This is a genomic window from Paenarthrobacter sp. E2MeOHC11 (assembly GCF_058744955.1).
Genome location: NZ_CP196673.1, coordinates 2,864,621 through 2,883,057, shown reverse-complemented (window position 1 = coordinate 2,883,057; position 18,437 = coordinate 2,864,621). Strand labels below are relative to the sequence as shown.

Here is an 18,437-nt window from a genome sequence, read left to right as displayed (position 1 = left end):
CAAAGTGAACCTGAAATCAGCACAACACCTGATTAACGGAACCTGGCACTCAGCAGGAACGTCCAAGGACGTGACAGACCCCGGGAACGGGAGCACCGTAGGCGAGGTGGCCTGGGGAACTGCCGAGGACGCAACCAAAGCCGCTGACGCTGCCGCCGAATCATTTGGTGACTGGTCTCGCTCCACGGCCCGCACCCGCGCCGACCTCCTCCACAATGCCGCTGCGCTGTTGTCCGAACGCCGCGACGAACTGGCGCTCACCCTGGCGTTGGAAGCCGGCAAGCGACTCCCCGAGGCGCAAGGCGAAGTGGACTTCTCAGTGGAATACTTCCGCTGGTTCGCCGAGGAAGTACGCCGCACCACTGGCACCGTCAGCCCACCCGAGCTCCGCGGCCGCCGGCACCTCAGCACTCGCAGGCCCATCGGAGTCGCACTTAGCCTCACCCCATGGAATTTTCCCGTTTCCATCCAAGCCCGCAAACTCGCTGCCATGCTCGCCGCCGGCTGCACTGTGGTGGGCCGGGTCTCTGAGAAGGCACCGCTGGCTGCGACCGGGCTGTTTGAGATCCTGCACGATGCCGGGTTCCCCGCCGGCGTCGTCAATCTGGTCCACGGCCCTTCACGCGAAATCACCGGCGCCCTGCTCAAGCATCCCGCTGTCCGCGCCGTCAGCTTTACGGGGTCCACCGGGGTGGGCCGCCAGATCATGGCCTCGGCATCCGAACGTGTAGTGAGGCCGTTGCTGGAGCTCGGCGGCAACGCGCCGTTCATCGTCTTCGAAGACGCAGACCTCGACGCCGCCGTCGAGGGGGCTGTACTCGGAAGGCTCCGCAACACAGGACAGTCCTGCGTCGCCGCAAACCGATTCCTGGTCCAAGACAGCATCGCGGACGAATTCGCCCGGAAACTTGCTGCCAAATTTGATGCGATGACCATTGGGCATGGTGTTCCCGACGGCGGGACACCCGTACCGGATCTTGGTCCCGTCATCGACGCCGAGCGCGTGGCCGCTGTCCAGGCCCTGGTGGACGATGCCCTCAGCCGTGGAGCCCGCCGGGTCACCGAACGGACCCAGGTTCCTACCCAGGGTTCCTTCGTGGCCCCCACACTCCTGGCCGATGTTCCCGACGACGCGCCCTTGGTGAGCGAGGAAGTCTTCGGCCCCGCAGCAGGCGTGGTGACCTTCTCCTCGGAAGAGGAAGCGATCCGCAAGGCGAACGCCACCGAAATGGGTCTGGCCGCGTACGTCTGGAGCAGCAGTTCCAAGCGCGCCTGGGATATCCCCGAACAGCTGGAGGCAGGCATTGTTGGAGTCAACGATCCCCTCCCTTCCGTGGCCTTTACACCCATGGGCGGCGCCAAGCAGTCCGGCCTGGGCAGGGAAGGATCAAGTCTGGGCCTGGAGGAGTTCGAGGAGGTCCAGTACGTAGCCTGGAGGCCATAAATGCTGACCACAGGACTTGTTCTGGGAGCAGTCGTCATGGGTGCCGGGATGCAGCGCGTCACCGGCATGGGATTCGCTTTGGTGGCGGCCCCGTTCCTGGTCCTGCTCCTGGGCCCTGTTGAAGGCGTGGTGCTGGTCAATGTCTGCGGAGCCGTGACGGCCGGAGCGATCATCTTCCGCGTCAGGCGGGACATTGACTGGAAAAGATACCTGGCACTGGCCGCGTCAGCCCTCCTGGGCATTGTCCCCGCGGCGATCCTCATCCGCTATCTGCCACCGTCGGTGCTGGAGATCTCGATCGGAGTGACCCTTGCCGTGGGCCTGACAGTCCTGCTGGTCATGAAGTCAGCCGTCCTGCCCCAGCGTCGTCGCTACCTCTTCACCGCAGGTGGGCTCAGCGGCTTCATGAATACTGCGGCAGGGGTGGGCGGACCGGCGGTAAGTATGTACTCCATCGCCACCCGGTGGCAGCACAAGTCGTTCGCCGCCACAATGCAACCCTACTTTTTCACCATCGGCTCGCTGTCCCTGATCTCCAAGGCGGTCACCGCACCAGCCTCGTTTCCTGTCCTGCCGATGACAATGTGGCTCGCGGTCGCCGCCGCCTGCCTGGTCGGACTGGTTCTGGGTGACCTCGCATCCAAGCGGGTTTCCACCAGGGCCGCCCAGATTCTCCTGATCATCCTGGCCTATGTCGGAGCAGCCGCCACCATTATTCGCGGTGTGCTGGACGCTATGGGCTGAAACCCGCCCAACAAACTCAAGATCCCCAACCATCGAAAGGACTCTCATGTCCATCACTTCATCAAAAGAAGGCACCCTCCGCGTTTCCACAACCAAGGGCGAACCTGTTGAACTCAGGATTGATGCTTCCGACCCTGTGGCCGTTCGGCTAGAAGTTGATAACACCTGCGGCTGTGCCGAGGGTTCTGGTCGACGCGTCGGTGCCTACACAGATACGGACTTCGGCATTCGCTAGGTGAAGGCCCGCCGCTAGCTACCTGATAGTGTTGCTTTTCCAACACAATTCGTTCGCTTCCTGTCATTGATGCGTGCGCGCAAGGAGAAATATGGATCTTTCCACGTCTTTCAAGGCCTACGACGTCCGTGGCATAGTCGGCTCTTCGCTGACCGATCACGTCGCAGAGGCCATCGGGGCAGCTTTTGTGGATGTCTTGGACCTTGCGGGCAAGACAGTGTTCTGCGGGGGTGACATGCGCCCTTCGTCCCGCGGGTTCGTCTCGGCGTTCTCACAAGGTGCAGCAACCCGGGGCGCCAACGTTTACGACCTCGGGCTCATCGCCACCGACGAGCTCTACTTTGCCTGCGGCGCCCTGAACGCGGCGGGTGCTATCTTCACAGCAAGCCATAACCCAGCCCAGTACAACGGGATCAAGATGGCCAAGGCCGGAGCAGTCCCCATCTCCTCGGACTCAGGGCTGTTCGACATCCGGGACCTCGCCCAGCGCTATCTGGACCACGGCTTCCTTGGGGCCGAAACAGTTGGGACCGTGGCCCCGCTCGACGTCCTTGCGGACTACGCACGCAAGCTGCGTTCGCTCGTGGACCTAAGCGCCGTGCGACCTCTCAAAGTCGTCGTCGACGCCGGAAACGGCATGGCCGGGCTGACCGTTCCCGCAGTGTTGGGCAGCCAGATATTGGAAGCTTTACCGCTGGCCATCGTTCCGCTCTACTTTGAGTTGGACGGCACGTTCCCCAACCATCCAGCCAATCCCTTGGAGCCGGATAATCTCAGGGATCTGCAGGCTGCCGTGCTGGAGCACGGCGCCGACCTTGGACTGGCATTCGACGGCGACGCTGACCGCTGTTTCGTGGTCGACGAGACCGGACAACCAGTCACGCCGTCGGCGATTACCTCCATGATCGCGGTACGCGAGATTTCAAGGGTCCAAGCAGCGGGCCAGGCCGATCCAGTGGTCATCCACAACGTGATAACGTCCCGGTCAGTGCCCGAATTTGTTCAGGCTGCAGGTGGCCGGCCGGTCCGTACCCGAGTAGGCCACTCGTTCATCAAGGCGCAAATGGCCGAAGAGGACGCCGTGTTCGGTGGAGAACATTCGGCCCACTACTACTTCCGTGACTTCTATAACGCGGACACCGGGATGCTGGCAGCGATGCACGTCCTCGCCGCCCTGGGCGGGCAGCCCGCGCCTCTTTCCAAGCTTGTAAGGCAATACGAGCCGTACTCTGCCAGCGGCGAAATCAACTCAACTGTGGTGGATGTCGCCCAAGCCATTGCGGACGTGCGCCAAACCTACGATCAATCAACCAGTGTCCGCATTGATGACCTCGATGGACTGAGCGTAATCGCAGAGTCGGGAGAGTGGTGGTTCAACCTCCGGGCGTCGAACACCGAAGAATTGCTTCGGCTCAATGTCGAAGCCAAGGATGCAAAGACCATGGGCCGCATGCGGGATGCTGTGCTGGACATGATCCGGAAGTAGTCGTCAGCGGACTACCCCCACGGTGCCCGCAGCGACCAGGATCGTAACGATCAGGTGCTGCGGGCGTGGCGTCAGACCAGCACTTCGCCGTCGCGGGCGACGACGCGGCCTGCCGAGACCACGAGCCGCCGCTGGGGGCAGCGCACGAGCGCGTCCGGGACGTTCTCGGCGTCGAGGAGCACGATGTCGGCGCATGCACCGGCGACGAGGTCGTGCTGCTCCCGGCCGACGAAAGGCGCGCCGTGTTTGGTCGCGTACTCGACCGCGTTGGTGAGCTTATCGTCGTGGCGGAACCCATGCAGGCGTGCGAAGGCGAATGCCACGCGCAGCAGGTCCCCGTCGCCGAACGGCGACCACAGGTCGCGGATGCCGTCGGTGCCGAGGCCCAGCGGAACGCCGCGATCCATCAGCTGCTGCCAGGGCAGCGGCGCGGTGCCGCTCATTGCGACGGTGGTCCACGAGATGCCCGCCTCGGCAAGCCCCTCGATGATCTCCTCCTGCACGCCCTTCTGCAATGAGCCCATGGCGAAACCGTGGGAGATGTTCACCCTGCCCTGGATGCCGGCGTCGATAGTGCGGCGGATCACCTGACGGTACTCGTACGCGCCGAGCGAGCCGAAGTCATGCAGATGCAAGTCAAGGCCAACGCCGCGCTCCACGGCGATCTGGAACAACCCGTCGAGCTGACCCTCGACGTCGCCGTCGATGGTGCCCGGGTCGAGGCCGCCAATGGCATCGGCCCCGGCCTGGGCAGCCTCGTCGAGCAGCCGCAGCACGCCCGGCCTGCGAAGAACGCCGTCTTGCGGGAACGCCACCGTCTGAACCTGGATCGCCCCATCCAGCTCAGCGACCGCGGCTTGCACGGTCTCGAGGCCCTTCAGCCCGATGCCGAGGTCGACGTCGATGTGCGTACGGGTCGCTGTGGTGCCGTGACGGAGGAACTCGCGCAGCACCGCTACGGCCGAATTCACGTTCGGGATGTCGTAATTCCCACGCTCTGCGCGCTCGTTCGCGATCCAGCCCTCGACTGTCGGGTGCTCGGAATACGTGTACGACACCCACGGCTTGCCCCACCAGCTTTTGTCGACGTGGGCGTGTGCGTTAATGAACCCGGGCACGGCCAGCAAACCGCCACCGTCCAGGTCACCGGCGTCGAACGCGCCCCCGGCGAGTGCCACCTCCGTGATGACGCCACCACTGATCGTGATGTCCGCAGCCTCGGCGCCCCACGGGCGCACGTTCCTCAGGGTAAATTTCTTGTCAGTCATTCTGTTCCTCTATCTATTCGGACTCAGTGCACGCGGCTCAGGAAGGACGCTGTGCGTTCGTGCTGCGGGTTGTCGAGCACATCGCGTGCCGGGCCGTCCTCAAGCACACGGCCCTGATCCATGAAGACCACCCGGTCAGCGACCTCGCGGGCAAAGCCGATCTCGTGGGTGACAACGATCATCGTCATGCCCTCCTCAGCCACCTGCCTCATCGTCTGCAGCACCTCGCCGACGAGCTCAGGGTCGAGCGCACTGGTCGGTTCGTCGAACATCATGAGTCGAGGCTCCATGGCGAGCGCCCTGGCGATCGCCACACGCTGCTGCTGGCCGCCCGAGAGCTGGCTGGGGTACGAGTCGTCTTTATCTGCCAGGCCGACCTTGGCCAGCAGCTGCCGCGCGTTCGCGACTGCCTCCCGACTCGGGCGGCCCAGGACCCGGGCCGGGCCATAGGTGACGTTGTCGAGGGCTGTCATGTGACCGAACAGGTTGAAGTGCTGGAACACCATGCCGATGTGCTGGCGGGCCTTGGCCACGCGGCGTTCGCTCTGTTCGTAGAGCTGCCCGTCGTGCAGTTGGTAGCCGACGCGCTCCCCGTTCACCTCGATGACGCCACCGTCGACGGGGTCAAGGTGGTTGATGCACCGCAGCAACGTACTCTTGCCAGAGCCCGACGGCCCAAGGATGCAGACGATCTCCCCGGTTCGCACCTCGAGGTCCACGCCTCGGAGCACATGGTTGTGCCCGAGCCACTTGTGCACGCCGTCGATACGCAGCATGGTGTCGGTCGACGGTCCTGCGGGAGCTACTTGCGCCACAGCGCACCTCCGATGATGGTCCGAATATTAGTGGTCTTCGCCGGCCTCGCGCTCTTGGACGAACGCCGTGACCCGGGCTGCGAGGCGTTGAAGCGACGCTCAAGGAAATGCTGCCCGGTGCCGGCGATGGTCACCAGGATCAGGTACCAGAGCACCCCAACAATCAGCAGGGGCAGGATCTTGAAGTTCTGCCCATAGATGAGCTGGACACGGGTCAGCAGGTCGCTGCCGCCGATCACGGACACGAGCGAGGTTGCCTTCAGCATGCCGATGAACTGGTTGCCGGTGGGCGGGATGATGACCCTGATCGACTGGGGCAGCACGATGCGGGCCAGGGCCTGGTTGCGGGTGAGGCCGATGCTCACGCCCGCGTCGGTCTGGCCAGTCGGCACCGAGATGATGCCGCCCCGGATGATCTCGGCCATGTAGCCCGACTCGGCGAGTGAGAGGGCGATGAGGCCTGCCGTGAAGCCCGAGATGAGGGCGTTCGTATCCTGTCCGAGGATCACGGGGAAGAGCACTGCAAGGTTGAACCAGAGCAGAACCTGAACAAGCATCGGGACTCCGCGGAAAAACCAAACGTAAGCGCGTCCGATAACACTGACCACCTTGTTGTTGCTCTGGATCATCAATGCGATGCCGAAGGCGAGCACGATGGAGATGAGCATGGCGAAGATCGCCAACTGGATCGTTACGCCGACGCCCTGGAGCACCACCGGGTTGAACATGTACTCCCAGGTGACGTTCCACTCCATATTGGGGTTCTGGGCCTGGGACTGGATGAAGAGGACCAGCAGCGCGATGGCAACGAGGCCCGTGACGATCTGGCCGTACTGGGGTCGCCGCTTCGCACGGATCGGTGCGTCCTGCACGGGTGGCTCGTCGCCGGCCCTGCGTACAAAGTGCGACGGCATCGTCGGGGACGGGAGTGGTGACTGAGTGATGTCGGGCATGATCACTTCTTCGCCAGGTTGATGCCCGGGGTGTCGAGGTCGATGACCTCAACGTGCCACTTCTTCAGGATTCCGTCGTACGAGCCGTCCTCGTGGATTGCTTTGAGGGCGGTGAGGAAAGCGTCGCGAAGGTCGGTCTGTGCCTTGTTGAAAGTCATGCCAAGGTAGACCTTCTCCTCGAAATCTACGGGGAGCGACTCCAGCTTGTCGCCGGTCTCGCGCTGGATGACCGAGACCGCCATATCGGGCCAGAAGATGGCGTCGATGCGGCCGGAGGTTAGCGCCAGATTCTTATCGCTCGAGTTCGGGAAGGAGATGAGCTCGGTGGCAGGCTTCCCGATCGCGGTGCAGGCTGCGGCCATCAGGTCGACGAGGCGGTGGGCGTCGGAGCCCTTTACGTCGCCGATCTTGACGCCGCAGCCGCCGTCGACGGCGCTCGTGATGCCCTTGGGATTGCCCTTCTGCACCATGAAGACCGTGCCGGCCCACTGGTAATCGATGAAGTCGACCTGTTCCTGCCGCTTCTTGCGGTCGGTCATACCGGCGATCGCCGCGTCGAACTTTCCGCTCTGCATGCCGATCAGGATCTGGTCGAATGGCACTTTCTCCCACTTGACCGGGATACCGAGCTGCTTCGCCATCGACTCCATGAGATCGACGTTGTAGCCTTGGATGCCGGTCTCGCCGGCCGGGGTGAAGTTGGCCGGCTCGAAGTCGGGCTGTGTGGCGACGGTAAGAAAACCCTTGTCTTTGACCTTCTGCGGCAGGAGGTCATAAAGCGGCGCCTTCTCATCGAGGGCGGCAGGCTTCTCCGATTGCCCGGCGGCCGTGGCCGTGGAGCCTGAGACGCCGCAGCCGGTCATGCCAAGCACGGCGAGGCCGCCTGCCACGATGATGGCCGCAGTGCGGCGTGCGAAGGTGGTGCGGTAGAACGACATTGTTCTTGCCTTTCGGGGCGGAGTTCCGCGGGATGCGGAACTGGTTGGGGGGAGCAAGCGAGCGGGATCCCGCTCGCCGGGGCCTGGGTCATCCCGCGCGCAGGGGGTTCCCCTGGCGCGCGACGACCTTGCCGCGTTTCAGCACGAGCCGCCGTGGCGTCCGGGCTGCTACTGCCTCGCCGATGCTCGCTGCATCGATGAGGAAGAGATCGGCGGGTGCGCCGGGTTCGATCCGGGCGGGTTCGCGCCCGAGGGCTAGGGCCCCGCCAGTGACTGCGACGTCGAATGCCGAGTAGATCTGTTCGTCCGTGCGAAAACCGTTGCGATATGCCAGGTGAAAGGTGCGGTCGAGCATGTCGCCGTTACCGTACGGTCCCCAGTGATCCCGCACGCCGTCATTGCCTGCGCCGATGTTGACACCCCGCCCTCGCAGCTCGGCAATCGGCAGCACCGGCGTGTTGTAGACCGTTGCCGTCAGCAGGGAGATCCTTGCTTCCGCGAGGCCCTCCGAGATCCGCTCGGACTGGGCTTGGTCGACCTCGATGACGGCTACGCCGTGCGAGATGGCGACCCTGCCCTCGAGCCCGTGCCGCAGCACTCGCTCGATGATGAGTTCCATCGTGTGCGCGCCCAGAGTGCCACGCTCGTGCAGGTGGATGTCGAGCCGTGTGCCGTAGGTTTTGGCGAGCCCAAAGATCAGATCGAGGTGACGCACCGAGTCACGCTCCAGCGCGGCGGGGTCGATGCCTCCCAGGCATCCGACAAGCCCTTGTTGAAGAGCCGACTCAAGCAGCTCGGCCGTGCCGGGACGGGTCAGCAGTCCGCCCTGCGGGAAAGCGACCTGTTCGACGTCGATCACGTCGGCCAGCTCTTCGGCGACGCCGGCGACGAGCTTGAGACCGCGGAGCCCGATGTCGGGATCGACATCGGTGTGGGTGCGGGCGAGGGTCGTCCCCGCGGCGGCCATCTGCCCGAGCAGCGCGTACACACTGTCGCGGCTCGGCAGGCCGAACTCCGCGCGGCCCCGCTCGCCGTTGGCGATGCGGTCCTCGAGCGCGGGCCCCGCGGAATGCGGAACCCAGCTGCGGCCCCAGAGGGTCTTATCGATGTGGCAATGGGCGTCGACCATTCCGGGCAGGGCGAGCGCACCAGCACCGTCCTCGCGCACCGCCGTGGCGGGGTCAATGATGCCAGCTGGCTGAATCTGTGCGATGAGGCCGTCCTGGACGAGCAGGTCCACTGGCCGCGATCCATGAGCCAGCCGTACGCGCTCGATAAGCATGTCCTGCATCCCAAATCTCCCACTTTCATGACGATCGTCACGTGAACTAGATAGGCACACAGTAGATTCATTTGGTATCCCATGGCAATAGTCGAGGCAAAAGATTCCGAATATTTTCTAGGCAAGCAGGGGATTCAGCCATCAATTGAGGTGTGAGTGTTGCCATTTGGCATACCAAACAGAATTTTTGACGCGCGAAGGTCCCACATCGCTCCCTCCGGCGGAGAGGGGCGCGCCTGCATCCCGGGGGCGGATCTTTGGTATACCAATTTGAGTCATATGAATGAGTTGGCGTCGTTGAGTGACTACTAAACACCGTGATCCAGCGAGATATCCAGCAGGTCATTGACGGGGATTTCAAGCTTGGTATACCTTGAGCGCAGTCGACTCCGATTCATAGCGCTCAACCTCCGAAGGTGCCCATGACACTCATTCTCACCGCTTCAGCCCTTGAAGATCTGGCCAGCATGTCCGAAACGATATCCGCCGTCGAACGTGGATTCGTCGATATCGCCCGAGGCACCGCCCAGCAGCCAGCTCCGCTGTCCCTTCACCTGCCGTCCTCGGACGCACGGTATCTGCTCATGTCCGGACTGGCCGATACACAGCGACTCGCGGCCGTGAAGCTGCTGTCCGATATTCCCGCCAACCGCGAGGCCGGACTCCCCACGCAGCGTTCAAGCATCCTGCTGGCGGACCAGCTCACTGGGGAAACCCTCGCCCTTCTCGACGGCAGAGTTCCCACGCGGGTCCGGACGGCTGCGGCAAGCGCTGTGGCGAGCAAGTACCTTGCCCGGCCCGACAGTTCAACACTCGGCCTGATCGGCGCAGGCGCCCTTGCGATCGCCCATGTCGAGGCCATGCTGCACGTGTTACCCATCAAGAAGGTAGTCGTCTGGTCCCGCACCAACGCCACTATCCAAGCCTTCCAGGCGAGGACCACGCATCGCGCCATCGAGATCGTGGCAGCATCCAGTGTCCAGGAAACGGTGGAGGCCGCTGATGTCCTCTGCACGCTTACACCGTCCGTAGAGCCGCTGGTCCACGGCGAATGGTTCCGTCCGGGGCTTCACATCAATGCGGTGGGGGCCCGCCCCCGGCCCACCCACCGTGAAATAGATGCGGACGGGATGGGCCGCTCCAGGGTTTTCGTCGACAACATGGAAACCGCCGTCCAGAAGTCAGGCGACCTCATGCTGGCCGTGTCCGAAGGATTCATGTCGCTCGACGACGTGCGGGGTGAGCTCGGCGCGGTCATTACCGGTCAGTTGGCCGGGCGTGACAACGACGACGACGTCACTCTTTTCAATTCAGTCGGCATCGGCATGCAGGACCTGGCCATCGGCCGGCTGCTCTATGACGCGGCCCTCCGGAACGGTCTCGGAACGGCCATTGACATGTCCCGCTGAAGTCCGCGAGTCGAGTGACTCCCTACTCCACGTCCTCCCCTATCGCCGTTGACTCCCGGATGATCAGCTTCGGGGCAAGGCTCACGCGACGGAGGGCGGGCGACACCACAGACCCTGTCTTTCCCGCGAGGCGTTCCATGCACATGGTCACCGCCGCGTATCCGACGTCGCGTTTTGGCGGGGCGATCGAGGTCAGGGGTACGGGAGCGAGGTCGGCCACTTCGTCGTCATAGGCGACGATCGCCAGGTCCTCAGGCACGTCGACGCCGGACTCCTCAGCGAGGTTGATCAGGGTGATGGCTTCCTCATCGGGAAGGACCAGGACAGCGTGCGTCCCAGTGCGCCGGCAATCTTTCAGGAATTTTGCGAACTCCTTTTGGTTGTTGCCTGCGCCCACTACTGACCGTACATATTCCATGATGGGAGCATCAGTTTCCAGTCCCAACTTAGCCACCATGCGCTCATGGCTTTCACGGAGCCAAGGGGCCGTGGGGCTGGTGGCGATGGCCAGCCCGATCCGGCGGTGGCCCAAGGAAGCAAGGTGCTCGATGGCAAGCTCGGCGCCGTAACTGTGATCGGACATCACTGATTCGAAAACCCGGCTTGAGCGTTCCACGAGCACCACGGGGATGCGCAGTCCGGACAGCAATTCGAACGTCGGCGAACCGGGCTCAAGGGGTCCAGCGGTTGCCAGGAGTATGCCGTCGACGGCGTTGGCCACCATGCGCTGGAGCTGCCGGAACTCGTCTTCCTCGGAGTAGTTGCTGACACCCAGGATGAGGCGCGCATTCAGCGCCCTGGCTGCGGCTTCAGCGCCACGAATGACTTCCGGGAAGTAGTAGCCGGTGGTGGGGACAATGAGTCCCAAGGTGGCCAGCGGTTGACGGGCGCGCCGGTGCACGGTGTCTCCGGGCCGCTCCACGACCATCCGGACTGCACCGCCGTGGACCCTCCTCAGCAGGCCCTGGGCCGCAAGCTGCGTCAGGTCTCGGCGGATGGTCATGGTGGACTGGCCGCTCTTTTCGGCGAACTCGTTCACGGTCAGGGTCCCGCGCAGCTCCAACTCACGGAGTATCTTCTCGTGGCGTTCCCCGCTGAGCATGCCAATCCTCTTCCGGAATCCCAATGTTCAAACAAGCATAAATGACCGAATACAAACAGCGTTGCGGGGCCCGCTCTGCGCCTAAAACACTCGCCAGAGCACGCAGAGCGGTCCCCGCAACGCCAGCCACTACCGCCGGGGGTGGTCGTTGATCCGCACGAGGTTCCGGCCCCGCATCGTATAAAGGTAACCGTCCTCATCGTTGTTGATATGTGCGCCGCTGTACCAGGCGCCGTCGATATCAGCTACCACGGTGGCTACCTCGAAGGTCTTGGGATCGAAGCGGAAGACGTGCGTATTCGAGACGCCGTAGACAGCACCGCGGTTTGTCACCAAGGCGGCGAAGCCGGAACTCACGGCGCTGATGTCCGAACGGTGCACAATCTTGCGTTTGGGGAGGTCCATGACAAAAAGACCGCCCTTGCGCGTCACACCGTAGAGGTACTTACCCTGTACGGCGAGGGCCGCGATGCCTGCCCCTTCCCCGGCATCCAGTCGCCACAATTCCTTCCCTGCCACAGGGTTGAATGCCACCACGGTTCCTGCGCCGTCGAGACCTGGATTGCCGCCCCCCAAATAGGCCACGCCGTCGCGGGATGCCACCGCCCGGAGCAACTGCACGTTGTCGATCGGATTCAGGAAGAAGCCCTTCTTACCGGTGCGCGGGTCATAAGTCCACAGCGAACCACCGCCCTCGGTGTCCGCCTGCGCCCCCACGAGGACCAGTTTGTTGCGCTCGTCCCAGCAGACGTCCAGGGGTCGGTTCTGTTCCTTGGGGAATTCCGCCACCTGCGTGATCGGCTTCCCATTCCGGGGGTCGTAGCTCCAAATGCCCTGGCCACTGTATTGCCCTGTATACAGGGCACCGTTGACCACGATCGCATCTTTCGCTTCACCAGGGGCGAGCATATTGGCAACTTCCCCTGTCCGGAGCGAGCGGCGCGCAATGACGCCGTTGCCTCCCACATAGACGTAGCCTGCTCCGGCAGCAATTCCCATCACCGATTGCGGATCAGAGGGTGCGCCGGCTTCGCCGAGGTCGGTAGTTTTGGTGGTTCCGGTTGCCGGGTCAATTTCAGCGACGAAGCCGTAGCCCGAGGTGACCAGCAGCTTGCCGCCCAAGGCGTCGACGCCCCAGATTTCACCCAACGAAGGCCCTTGGTACGGCACAGCCGATATTGCGTTGGCGGACAAGCTGTAGGCCACCAGCCCGGTCTCGTTGGCGAAGTAGACCTTATCCCCGATGGCCGCAAAGTTCTTGGCAGTCTTCCCCTCGGACAGGGCCTGCACATACGTCTTCGGGTTGCTGAGGTTCACAGCGGCAATCTTGGAGTTCTCCAGTGAACCGGCGGAGCTCACCATCAGTTTGTCTCCCACGATGCCAAGGTCGCGGATGCTGGGATCCTTCAGCATTTCAGCCGGAGTGACGTTGGTGAAGGTCTTGGCAGCGCGGTCGTAAGCAAACAAACAGGCCCGGCTGGCGCCGCTGCCACCATTGAGCGTGCTGCCGGCACCGAAGAAGATCGTGGAGTCGGTAGCGGCCACGGCACGGGCAAGAGTGGCGCCGGCATCGGGGATGCCGAGGCTGGTGATCTGATTGGTTGCGGGGTCGAACTCCCACAGCGCCGGCGCCGTGGGGCTTCCGCCACCCACAATATAGAGGCGTCCGTTGGGCGCCACGCTGAGGTCACGGACATCCCGGTCGCCGATGTAGCCAATCGCCGCGGCCTTGGTGCCAAGGCTGTTGAGGTCCCAGCGGAAGAGGTTCGGCTGCGTGCCGGTCGACTTCTGCAGAACACCGGCGTAGAGGTAACGGCCCGAGGCGTCAGCAGCCAGGGTCTGGATGGAGTGCCCGTTGGTGAGCTCGGTCTGGCCGATGACCTTTCCGGTGGGGACATGGAAGGCGATGATCCGGACCGGCTCCAGGTTGCGGGAACCGATGTAAAGAACGTCGCCCACCAGCAGCCCGCTCATCAGTGAGAACTGTACGACGGCGGGACCCAGGTCCAGGATTTCCGTCGCCTTCGGCTTGGACGCAAGGAAGGCGGACGCCGACGCCGGTTGGCCGGCTGCCATGCCGATGGCGGCGGCGAGGGACGCAGCACCGCCGACCTGTAGGACTGCCCGCCTGCTGATGTTCGATTTCTCCATTGGAATCCCTGTTCTTAGGTAGTGACTTTTTCAGTAGTCGCCGTTCGGGTGTCCAGAATTCATAGCAGCGTCGAGCGAACGTCGTCCAGCGTTTCTGTTCGTTCAAACACAAACGGTTGCAGATTCTTTGGCCTCATCTGCCCCTGACGGCGATTTTTTCCCAGCAGAATGTTTGAATTTGTTTGAAATATTGAAGATGTTCGAACTTGCGGATTACATGGATTCATCGCGTGTGGCCCCAACCACATGTCCCCTCTTCGCATCGCACAGTCTTCAAAGGAGAACACCATGAAGCGTCGTCACCTATTTGCAGGGGTGGCCGGCCTGGCCGCCAGCACCCTGCTGCTCGCAGCCTGCGGCACGGGCCCCAGCACTTCCTCTGCTCCCACGCCCACAGAAGATCCCACGGGTTCCATCACCTTCTGGTCTTCTTTGGCAGGCATGGACAAGGTGGCCGAGGCGTTCAACGCCAGCCAGGACAAGATCAAGGTCAGCTTCGAGACCATCCCCAACGGCGCCAACGGCGGCTATGCGAAGCTTTCCACCGCCATCACGGCCGGCAACGGCCCGGACGTCGCCACCATTGAGTACCCGCAGTTGCCCCAGTTCGTCAGCAACAGCCAGGTGATCCCGCTCGATGGCCTGATCAACAAGGCCGAGACCGTGGACAAGCTCACGGACGAAACCAAGGCTTTGGTCCAGTTCGGTGAGAAGACCTACGCACTTCCGTACGACGCAGCCCCCATGCTCATGTGGTACCGCAAAGACATGCTGGACAAGGCCGGCGTCGGGGTCCCCAAAACCTGGGACGAATTCGAAGAGGCAGGCAAAAAGCTCAAGGCCGTAGCGCCTGACTCCTACCTGGCCAGCTTCAACCCCAACGAGGTAGCGGCGAGCGCCGGTTTGGCCTGGCAGGCAGGTGCCAAGTGGTTCGGCACCGAAGGCGAGAGCTGGAAGGTGGGAGTCAACGACGAAGCTACGCAGAAGGTGGCCAGCTACTGGCAGAAGCTGATCGACCAGAAGATCGTCAAGGTCACCCAGGCTTACAGCGACGAGTGGAGCCTGGACCTCGCCAACAGCACTGTTGTTGGCGTGGTTGGCGCAAACTGGAGCGCCACGGGTATCCAGAAGCGCACTGAAGCCAGCGGACAGAAGGGCCAGTGGATCGCTGCCGAACTGCCCAACTGGGGCAACGAATCGGGCGCTTTCTATGGCGGCTCCAGCTTCAACGTGACCAAGAGCAGCAAGAACCCGGCAGCGGCCGCCAAGTTCGTCGAGTTCCTCACCACCAACCAGGATGCCATCAAAGCCCGCGGCAACACCGGCTCCGCGTTCCTTGCCTTCCCGGGCCTGACGCCGGTAGCCCAGCAGGCCTACGACGCCAGCTACTTCGGCAACGACATCTACTCGGTCTTCACCAAGGCCTACGGCACCATCACCCCGGGCTGGCAGTGGGGACCCAACTGGGACATCACCAACACCGCCCTCAAGGACGCCTACGGCAAGCTGACCACCGGAGGCACCATCCATGACGCCGTCGACACTGCCCAGGACGCCACCGTGGGCGGCCTGAAGCAGGCCGGCCTGTCCGTTACGGAATAGCCTCTTCAACCGAGTAGCCACACAGGCGGGGGGCCTCTTGAAGAGGCCCCCTCCAAGCTAGGAGAATCCCATGGCCACCCAGGCCCTCACCACCACAGTGCGCCGCCAAGGCCGCGCACTTGCGGGAACCGGCGGACGGACTGCTGCGCTGTTCCTGGTCCCCTTCTTCGCGGTCTTCGCAATCGCAATGATTGCACCGGTGATCTACTCGCTGGTGCTGAGTTTCCACTCGCAGCAGAAGTCCGGGCTGGGCTTCGGGGAAGCCAAGACCGTGTTCGTCGGACTTGAGAACTACGTACAGGTGTTCCAGTCCGAAACGTTTGTGGAAGGCATCGCCCGCCTGGGGTTGTACTGCCTGATCTACATTCCCTGCATGGTGGGTGGGGCAGTGGTCTTCGCCCTCCTCATGGATGCAACGGTGGCCAAGGCCCGCAAGCTTTTCCAGCTTCTTGTCTTTCTTCCCCACGCGGTTCCGGGCGTCATCGCCGCCCTCATTTGGGCCTACCTTTACACCCCTGGGATCAGCCCGCTGGTCCAAGCACTCCAGGGCGGCGGGATCCAGATCAACTTCCTGGACGCACACATGGTGCTCCCGTCCATCGTGAACATCGGCGTCTGGGAATGGACCGGCTACAACGTGATCATCCTGTTCACCGCTTTGCAGGCCGTTCCCCGGGAAATCCTGGAAGCCGCCCGCGTGGATGGGGCCGGCGAAATCCGGGCAGCTATCAGCATCAAGTTCCCGCTGATCCTGCCGGCGCTGAGCGTCATCATGCTCTTCACCATCATTGGCACCCTGCAGCTGTTCACGGAGCCGAACATCATTTCCAAGGCCACCGCCTCCGTGACCAGTACGTGGGTTCCCAACCTGTGGGCCTATGACGCAGCCTTCATCCGTCACAACCTCAACCAGGCCGCGGCGGCCTCCATCATCATCGCCGGGCTGGCCGCAATCCTGTCCCTGGCCGTCACCCGCCTTAGCTCCAGGATGAACAAATCATGAGCTCCTCAACACTCTCCCGTCCCCACATGGCCCCGCCGAAACCAGCGAGCCGCCGCCCCGGATCCCGTTCCAACCGTGGCAGTTCCAACCGCGGAGGCGGTTTCGCCAGCAAGTTCACCGTCAACGGACTCCTGATCATCGGTTCGGCCTACATGGTGGTCCCGGTCCTGTGGCTGGTGTTCGCCTCCACCAAGAACGCTGCAGACCTGTACGGCACCAGCGCCTATGCCTTGGGGAACTTCTCCTTGTTCGAGAACATCGCCAACGTGGCCAAGCAAGACGGCGGGCTGTTCTTCCGTTGGCTGGGCAACTCAGTGATGTACGCCGGCGTTGGTGCCGTCTTCGGCAGCCTGATCTCGGTCATGGCAGGGTATGCGTTCGACAAGTTCCAGTTCCGGTGGAAGGACTCACTGTTCGGCTTCGTCCTGGTGGGCGTCCTGATTCCCAACACCGCCACAGTGCTGCCCATGTACTTGTTGGCTTCCTTGGTTGGCATGACCAACACCATTTGGGCCATCCTCATCCCGGTGCTCTGCAACCCCTTCGGCGTGTACCTGGCCAGGGTCTATTCCGCCAGCTACGTCCCGGCAGAGACACTCGAGGCTGCCCGCATGGACGGTGCCGGGCCCATCCGGTCCTTCTTCTCCCTGGGGCTACCCATGATGATGCCCGGCTACATCACCATCGCCTTGTTCCAGTTCGTGGGTGTCTGGAACAACTTCATGCTTCCGCTGGTAATGCTCCAGGACCAGCAACTGCTGCCGGTCAGTGTCGGCATCTCCATCTGGCAGGGCTATTCAGTTCCGCAGCCTGAGTTCACGCCCATGGTCATCACCGGCTCATTGCTCTCGATCATCCCGTTGCTGCTGGCCTTCATCATGCTGCAGCGGTTCTGGAAGTCCGGCCTCACAGCAGGGAGCGTCAAGTGACCACAACCCCACTGAACGTCGCACTCGCCATGGGTCCCGGCGTCGTATCCCGGGTCTTTCCCCAACGCAGGTTGGAGACCATGCCCTCCGGCCTGCGGCTGCTCAGCCCGGAGCCCATGGAGGACTTCACCTCCCCACGTTCAGTGGAACTCCTGGCGGAGACGGACATCCTCATCACGGGGTGGAACTGCCCGAGGCTCGACGCAGCCGCCCTGGCTGCGGCCCCGCGCCTGACCCATGTCCTTCACGCTGGCGGCACGGTCAAGCATCATGTGGGCGAGGAGTGCTGGGACAGGGGCATCGAAATCAGCACGGCAGCCGATGCCAATTCAATCCCCGTTGCCGAATACACGGTGGCCATGATCCTGCTGGCCAACAAAAGGGTCCTGCAGATCGCCCGGAAGCTGCACTCGGAGAAGACCGAAATTGAGCCAGACAACGTGTTCCCGGACATGGGCAACTTCGGCAAACGCGTGGGCATCATCGGAGCATCCAGGATCGGCAAGCACGTCATCCGCCTCCTGAAGTCCTACGACGTCGAGGTCGTCGTCTCCGACCCCTTCCTGGACCAGTCAGCGGCAGCCGCGCTCGGCGTCGAACTTCTCAGCCTTGAGGAACTGGTGGCCAGTTGCGACGTCGTCAGCCTCCACGCGCCGTCGCTCCCGTCCACCTACAACCTGATCCACCAAGGGCTGGTGGCCAGCTTCAAGCCGGGGGCTACTTTCATCAATACCGCCCGCGGTGAACTGGTGGACCAGGACGCCCTGCTCCGACGCATCGAAGAAGGCGACCTGTACGCGGTCCTGGACGTCACCACACCCTGGGTGCTCCCGGCCGATTCAGGCTTCTACACGCATCCCAACGTGCTGCTCACACCGCACTTGGCGGGCTCACTGGGCATGGAACTTGAGCGGATGGCGGTCAGCACCATTGAGGAAGCCGCGCGGATCTCACGGGGCGAACCACTCCTCCACAGGCTCCAAGCGAAGGACCTCGCCTTCACGGCATGACCTTCACGCCACAACACTGACGACGGCGACTTAACGCCCCGCGGCTGGCATACTCAGACGCATCGC

At 63.0% G+C, this 18,437-nt stretch carries 16 protein-coding genes; 9 read left to right on the top strand and 7 right to left on the bottom strand.

Features of this window, described 5'->3' with window-relative positions:
* The first annotated feature begins 4 nt into the window (after positions 1 to 4).
* From ACSSVG_RS13520 to ACSSVG_RS13505, 4 genes are all read left to right on the top strand, one after another.
* Positions 5 to 1,444 (top strand): NAD-dependent succinate-semialdehyde dehydrogenase, encoded by a 1,440-nt coding sequence (locus tag ACSSVG_RS13520; RefSeq protein WP_231338413.1) that lies wholly within the window; start codon positions 5 to 7, stop codon positions 1,442 to 1,444.
* Entirely contained in the window at positions 1,445 to 2,188 is a 744-nt protein-coding gene (locus tag ACSSVG_RS13515; protein ID WP_231338414.1) for a sulfite exporter TauE/SafE family protein, read from the top strand.
* Between the two features lie 46 nt (positions 2,189 to 2,234).
* A complete protein-coding gene (locus ACSSVG_RS13510; protein WP_231338415.1) occupies positions 2,235 to 2,423 on the top strand; it encodes a hypothetical protein in 189 nt (62 codons plus the stop codon).
* 91 nt (positions 2,424 to 2,514) lie between these two features.
* Positions 2,515 to 3,909: a phosphomannomutase/phosphoglucomutase gene (locus ACSSVG_RS13505; protein ID WP_231338416.1), complete on the top strand. Its 1,395-nt coding sequence runs from the start codon at positions 2,515 to 2,517 to the stop codon at positions 3,907 to 3,909.
* A 71-nt stretch (positions 3,910 to 3,980) separates the two neighbouring features.
* Here ACSSVG_RS13505 and ACSSVG_RS13500 read toward each other — a convergent pair whose 3' ends face one another.
* The 5 genes from ACSSVG_RS13500 to ACSSVG_RS13480 all read right to left on the bottom strand — a co-directional run bounded on the left by ACSSVG_RS13500 (position 3,981) and on the right by ACSSVG_RS13480 (position 9,123).
* Complete coding sequence (locus ACSSVG_RS13500) at positions 3,981 to 5,177, bottom strand: amidohydrolase family protein (protein ID WP_492415190.1); 1,197 nt, start codon at positions 5,175 to 5,177, stop codon at positions 3,981 to 3,983.
* Positions 5,178 to 5,200: 23 nt separating this feature from the next.
* Positions 5,201 to 5,953, bottom strand: coding sequence for an amino acid ABC transporter ATP-binding protein (locus tag ACSSVG_RS13495; RefSeq protein WP_492419206.1), 753 nt, complete (start codon positions 5,951 to 5,953; stop codon positions 5,201 to 5,203).
* A 26-nt stretch (positions 5,954 to 5,979) separates the two neighbouring features.
* Complete coding sequence (locus tag ACSSVG_RS13490) at positions 5,980 to 6,945, bottom strand: amino acid ABC transporter permease (protein ID WP_492415189.1); 966 nt, start codon at positions 6,943 to 6,945, stop codon at positions 5,980 to 5,982.
* A 2-nt stretch (positions 6,946 to 6,947) separates the two neighbouring features.
* Complete coding sequence (locus ACSSVG_RS13485; protein ID WP_492415188.1) at positions 6,948 to 7,883, bottom strand: ABC transporter substrate-binding protein; 936 nt, start codon at positions 7,881 to 7,883, stop codon at positions 6,948 to 6,950.
* A gap of 88 nt (positions 7,884 to 7,971) precedes the next feature.
* Positions 7,972 to 9,123, bottom strand: a complete 1,152-nt coding sequence (locus tag ACSSVG_RS13480) for an amidohydrolase (RefSeq protein ID WP_231338420.1) — start codon at positions 9,121 to 9,123, stop codon at positions 7,972 to 7,974.
* 464 nt (positions 9,124 to 9,587) lie between these two features.
* On the opposite strand from ACSSVG_RS13480, the gene ACSSVG_RS13475 reads away from it, so the two are divergent.
* The gene (locus ACSSVG_RS13475; protein WP_492415187.1) at positions 9,588 to 10,574 is read left to right on the top strand and encodes an ornithine cyclodeaminase family protein; all 987 of its coding nucleotides are present in this window, start codon (positions 9,588 to 9,590) and stop codon (positions 10,572 to 10,574) included.
* A gap of 22 nt (positions 10,575 to 10,596) precedes the next feature.
* On the opposite strand, the gene ACSSVG_RS13470 is transcribed toward ACSSVG_RS13475, so the two are convergent.
* Entirely contained in the window at positions 10,597 to 11,676 is a 1,080-nt protein-coding gene (locus tag ACSSVG_RS13470) for a LacI family DNA-binding transcriptional regulator (protein ID WP_492415186.1), read from the bottom strand.
* A 129-nt stretch (positions 11,677 to 11,805) separates the two neighbouring features.
* Positions 11,806 to 13,827, bottom strand: a complete 2,022-nt coding sequence (locus ACSSVG_RS13465) for an outer membrane protein assembly factor BamB family protein (RefSeq protein ID WP_492415185.1) — start codon at positions 13,825 to 13,827, stop codon at positions 11,806 to 11,808.
* Positions 13,828 to 14,115: 288 nt separating this feature from the next.
* Between ACSSVG_RS13465 and ACSSVG_RS13460 the strand changes: the two genes are divergently transcribed.
* From ACSSVG_RS13460 to ACSSVG_RS13445, 4 genes are all read left to right on the top strand, one after another.
* Positions 14,116 to 15,429, top strand: a complete 1,314-nt coding sequence (locus tag ACSSVG_RS13460; RefSeq protein ID WP_492415184.1) for an ABC transporter substrate-binding protein — start codon at positions 14,116 to 14,118, stop codon at positions 15,427 to 15,429.
* A gap of 70 nt (positions 15,430 to 15,499) precedes the next feature.
* Positions 15,500 to 16,432, top strand: coding sequence for a carbohydrate ABC transporter permease (locus ACSSVG_RS13455; RefSeq protein WP_492415183.1), 933 nt, complete (start codon positions 15,500 to 15,502; stop codon positions 16,430 to 16,432).
* A complete protein-coding gene (locus ACSSVG_RS13450; RefSeq protein WP_492415182.1) occupies positions 16,429 to 17,361 on the top strand; it encodes a carbohydrate ABC transporter permease in 933 nt (310 codons plus the stop codon). Before ACSSVG_RS13455 ends, ACSSVG_RS13450 begins: the two co-directional genes overlap by 4 nt.
* Positions 17,358 to 18,371, top strand: coding sequence for a hydroxyacid dehydrogenase (locus ACSSVG_RS13445; RefSeq protein ID WP_492415181.1), 1,014 nt, complete (start codon positions 17,358 to 17,360; stop codon positions 18,369 to 18,371). Before ACSSVG_RS13450 ends, ACSSVG_RS13445 begins: the two co-directional genes overlap by 4 nt.
* Positions 18,372 to 18,437 lie beyond the last annotated feature (66 nt).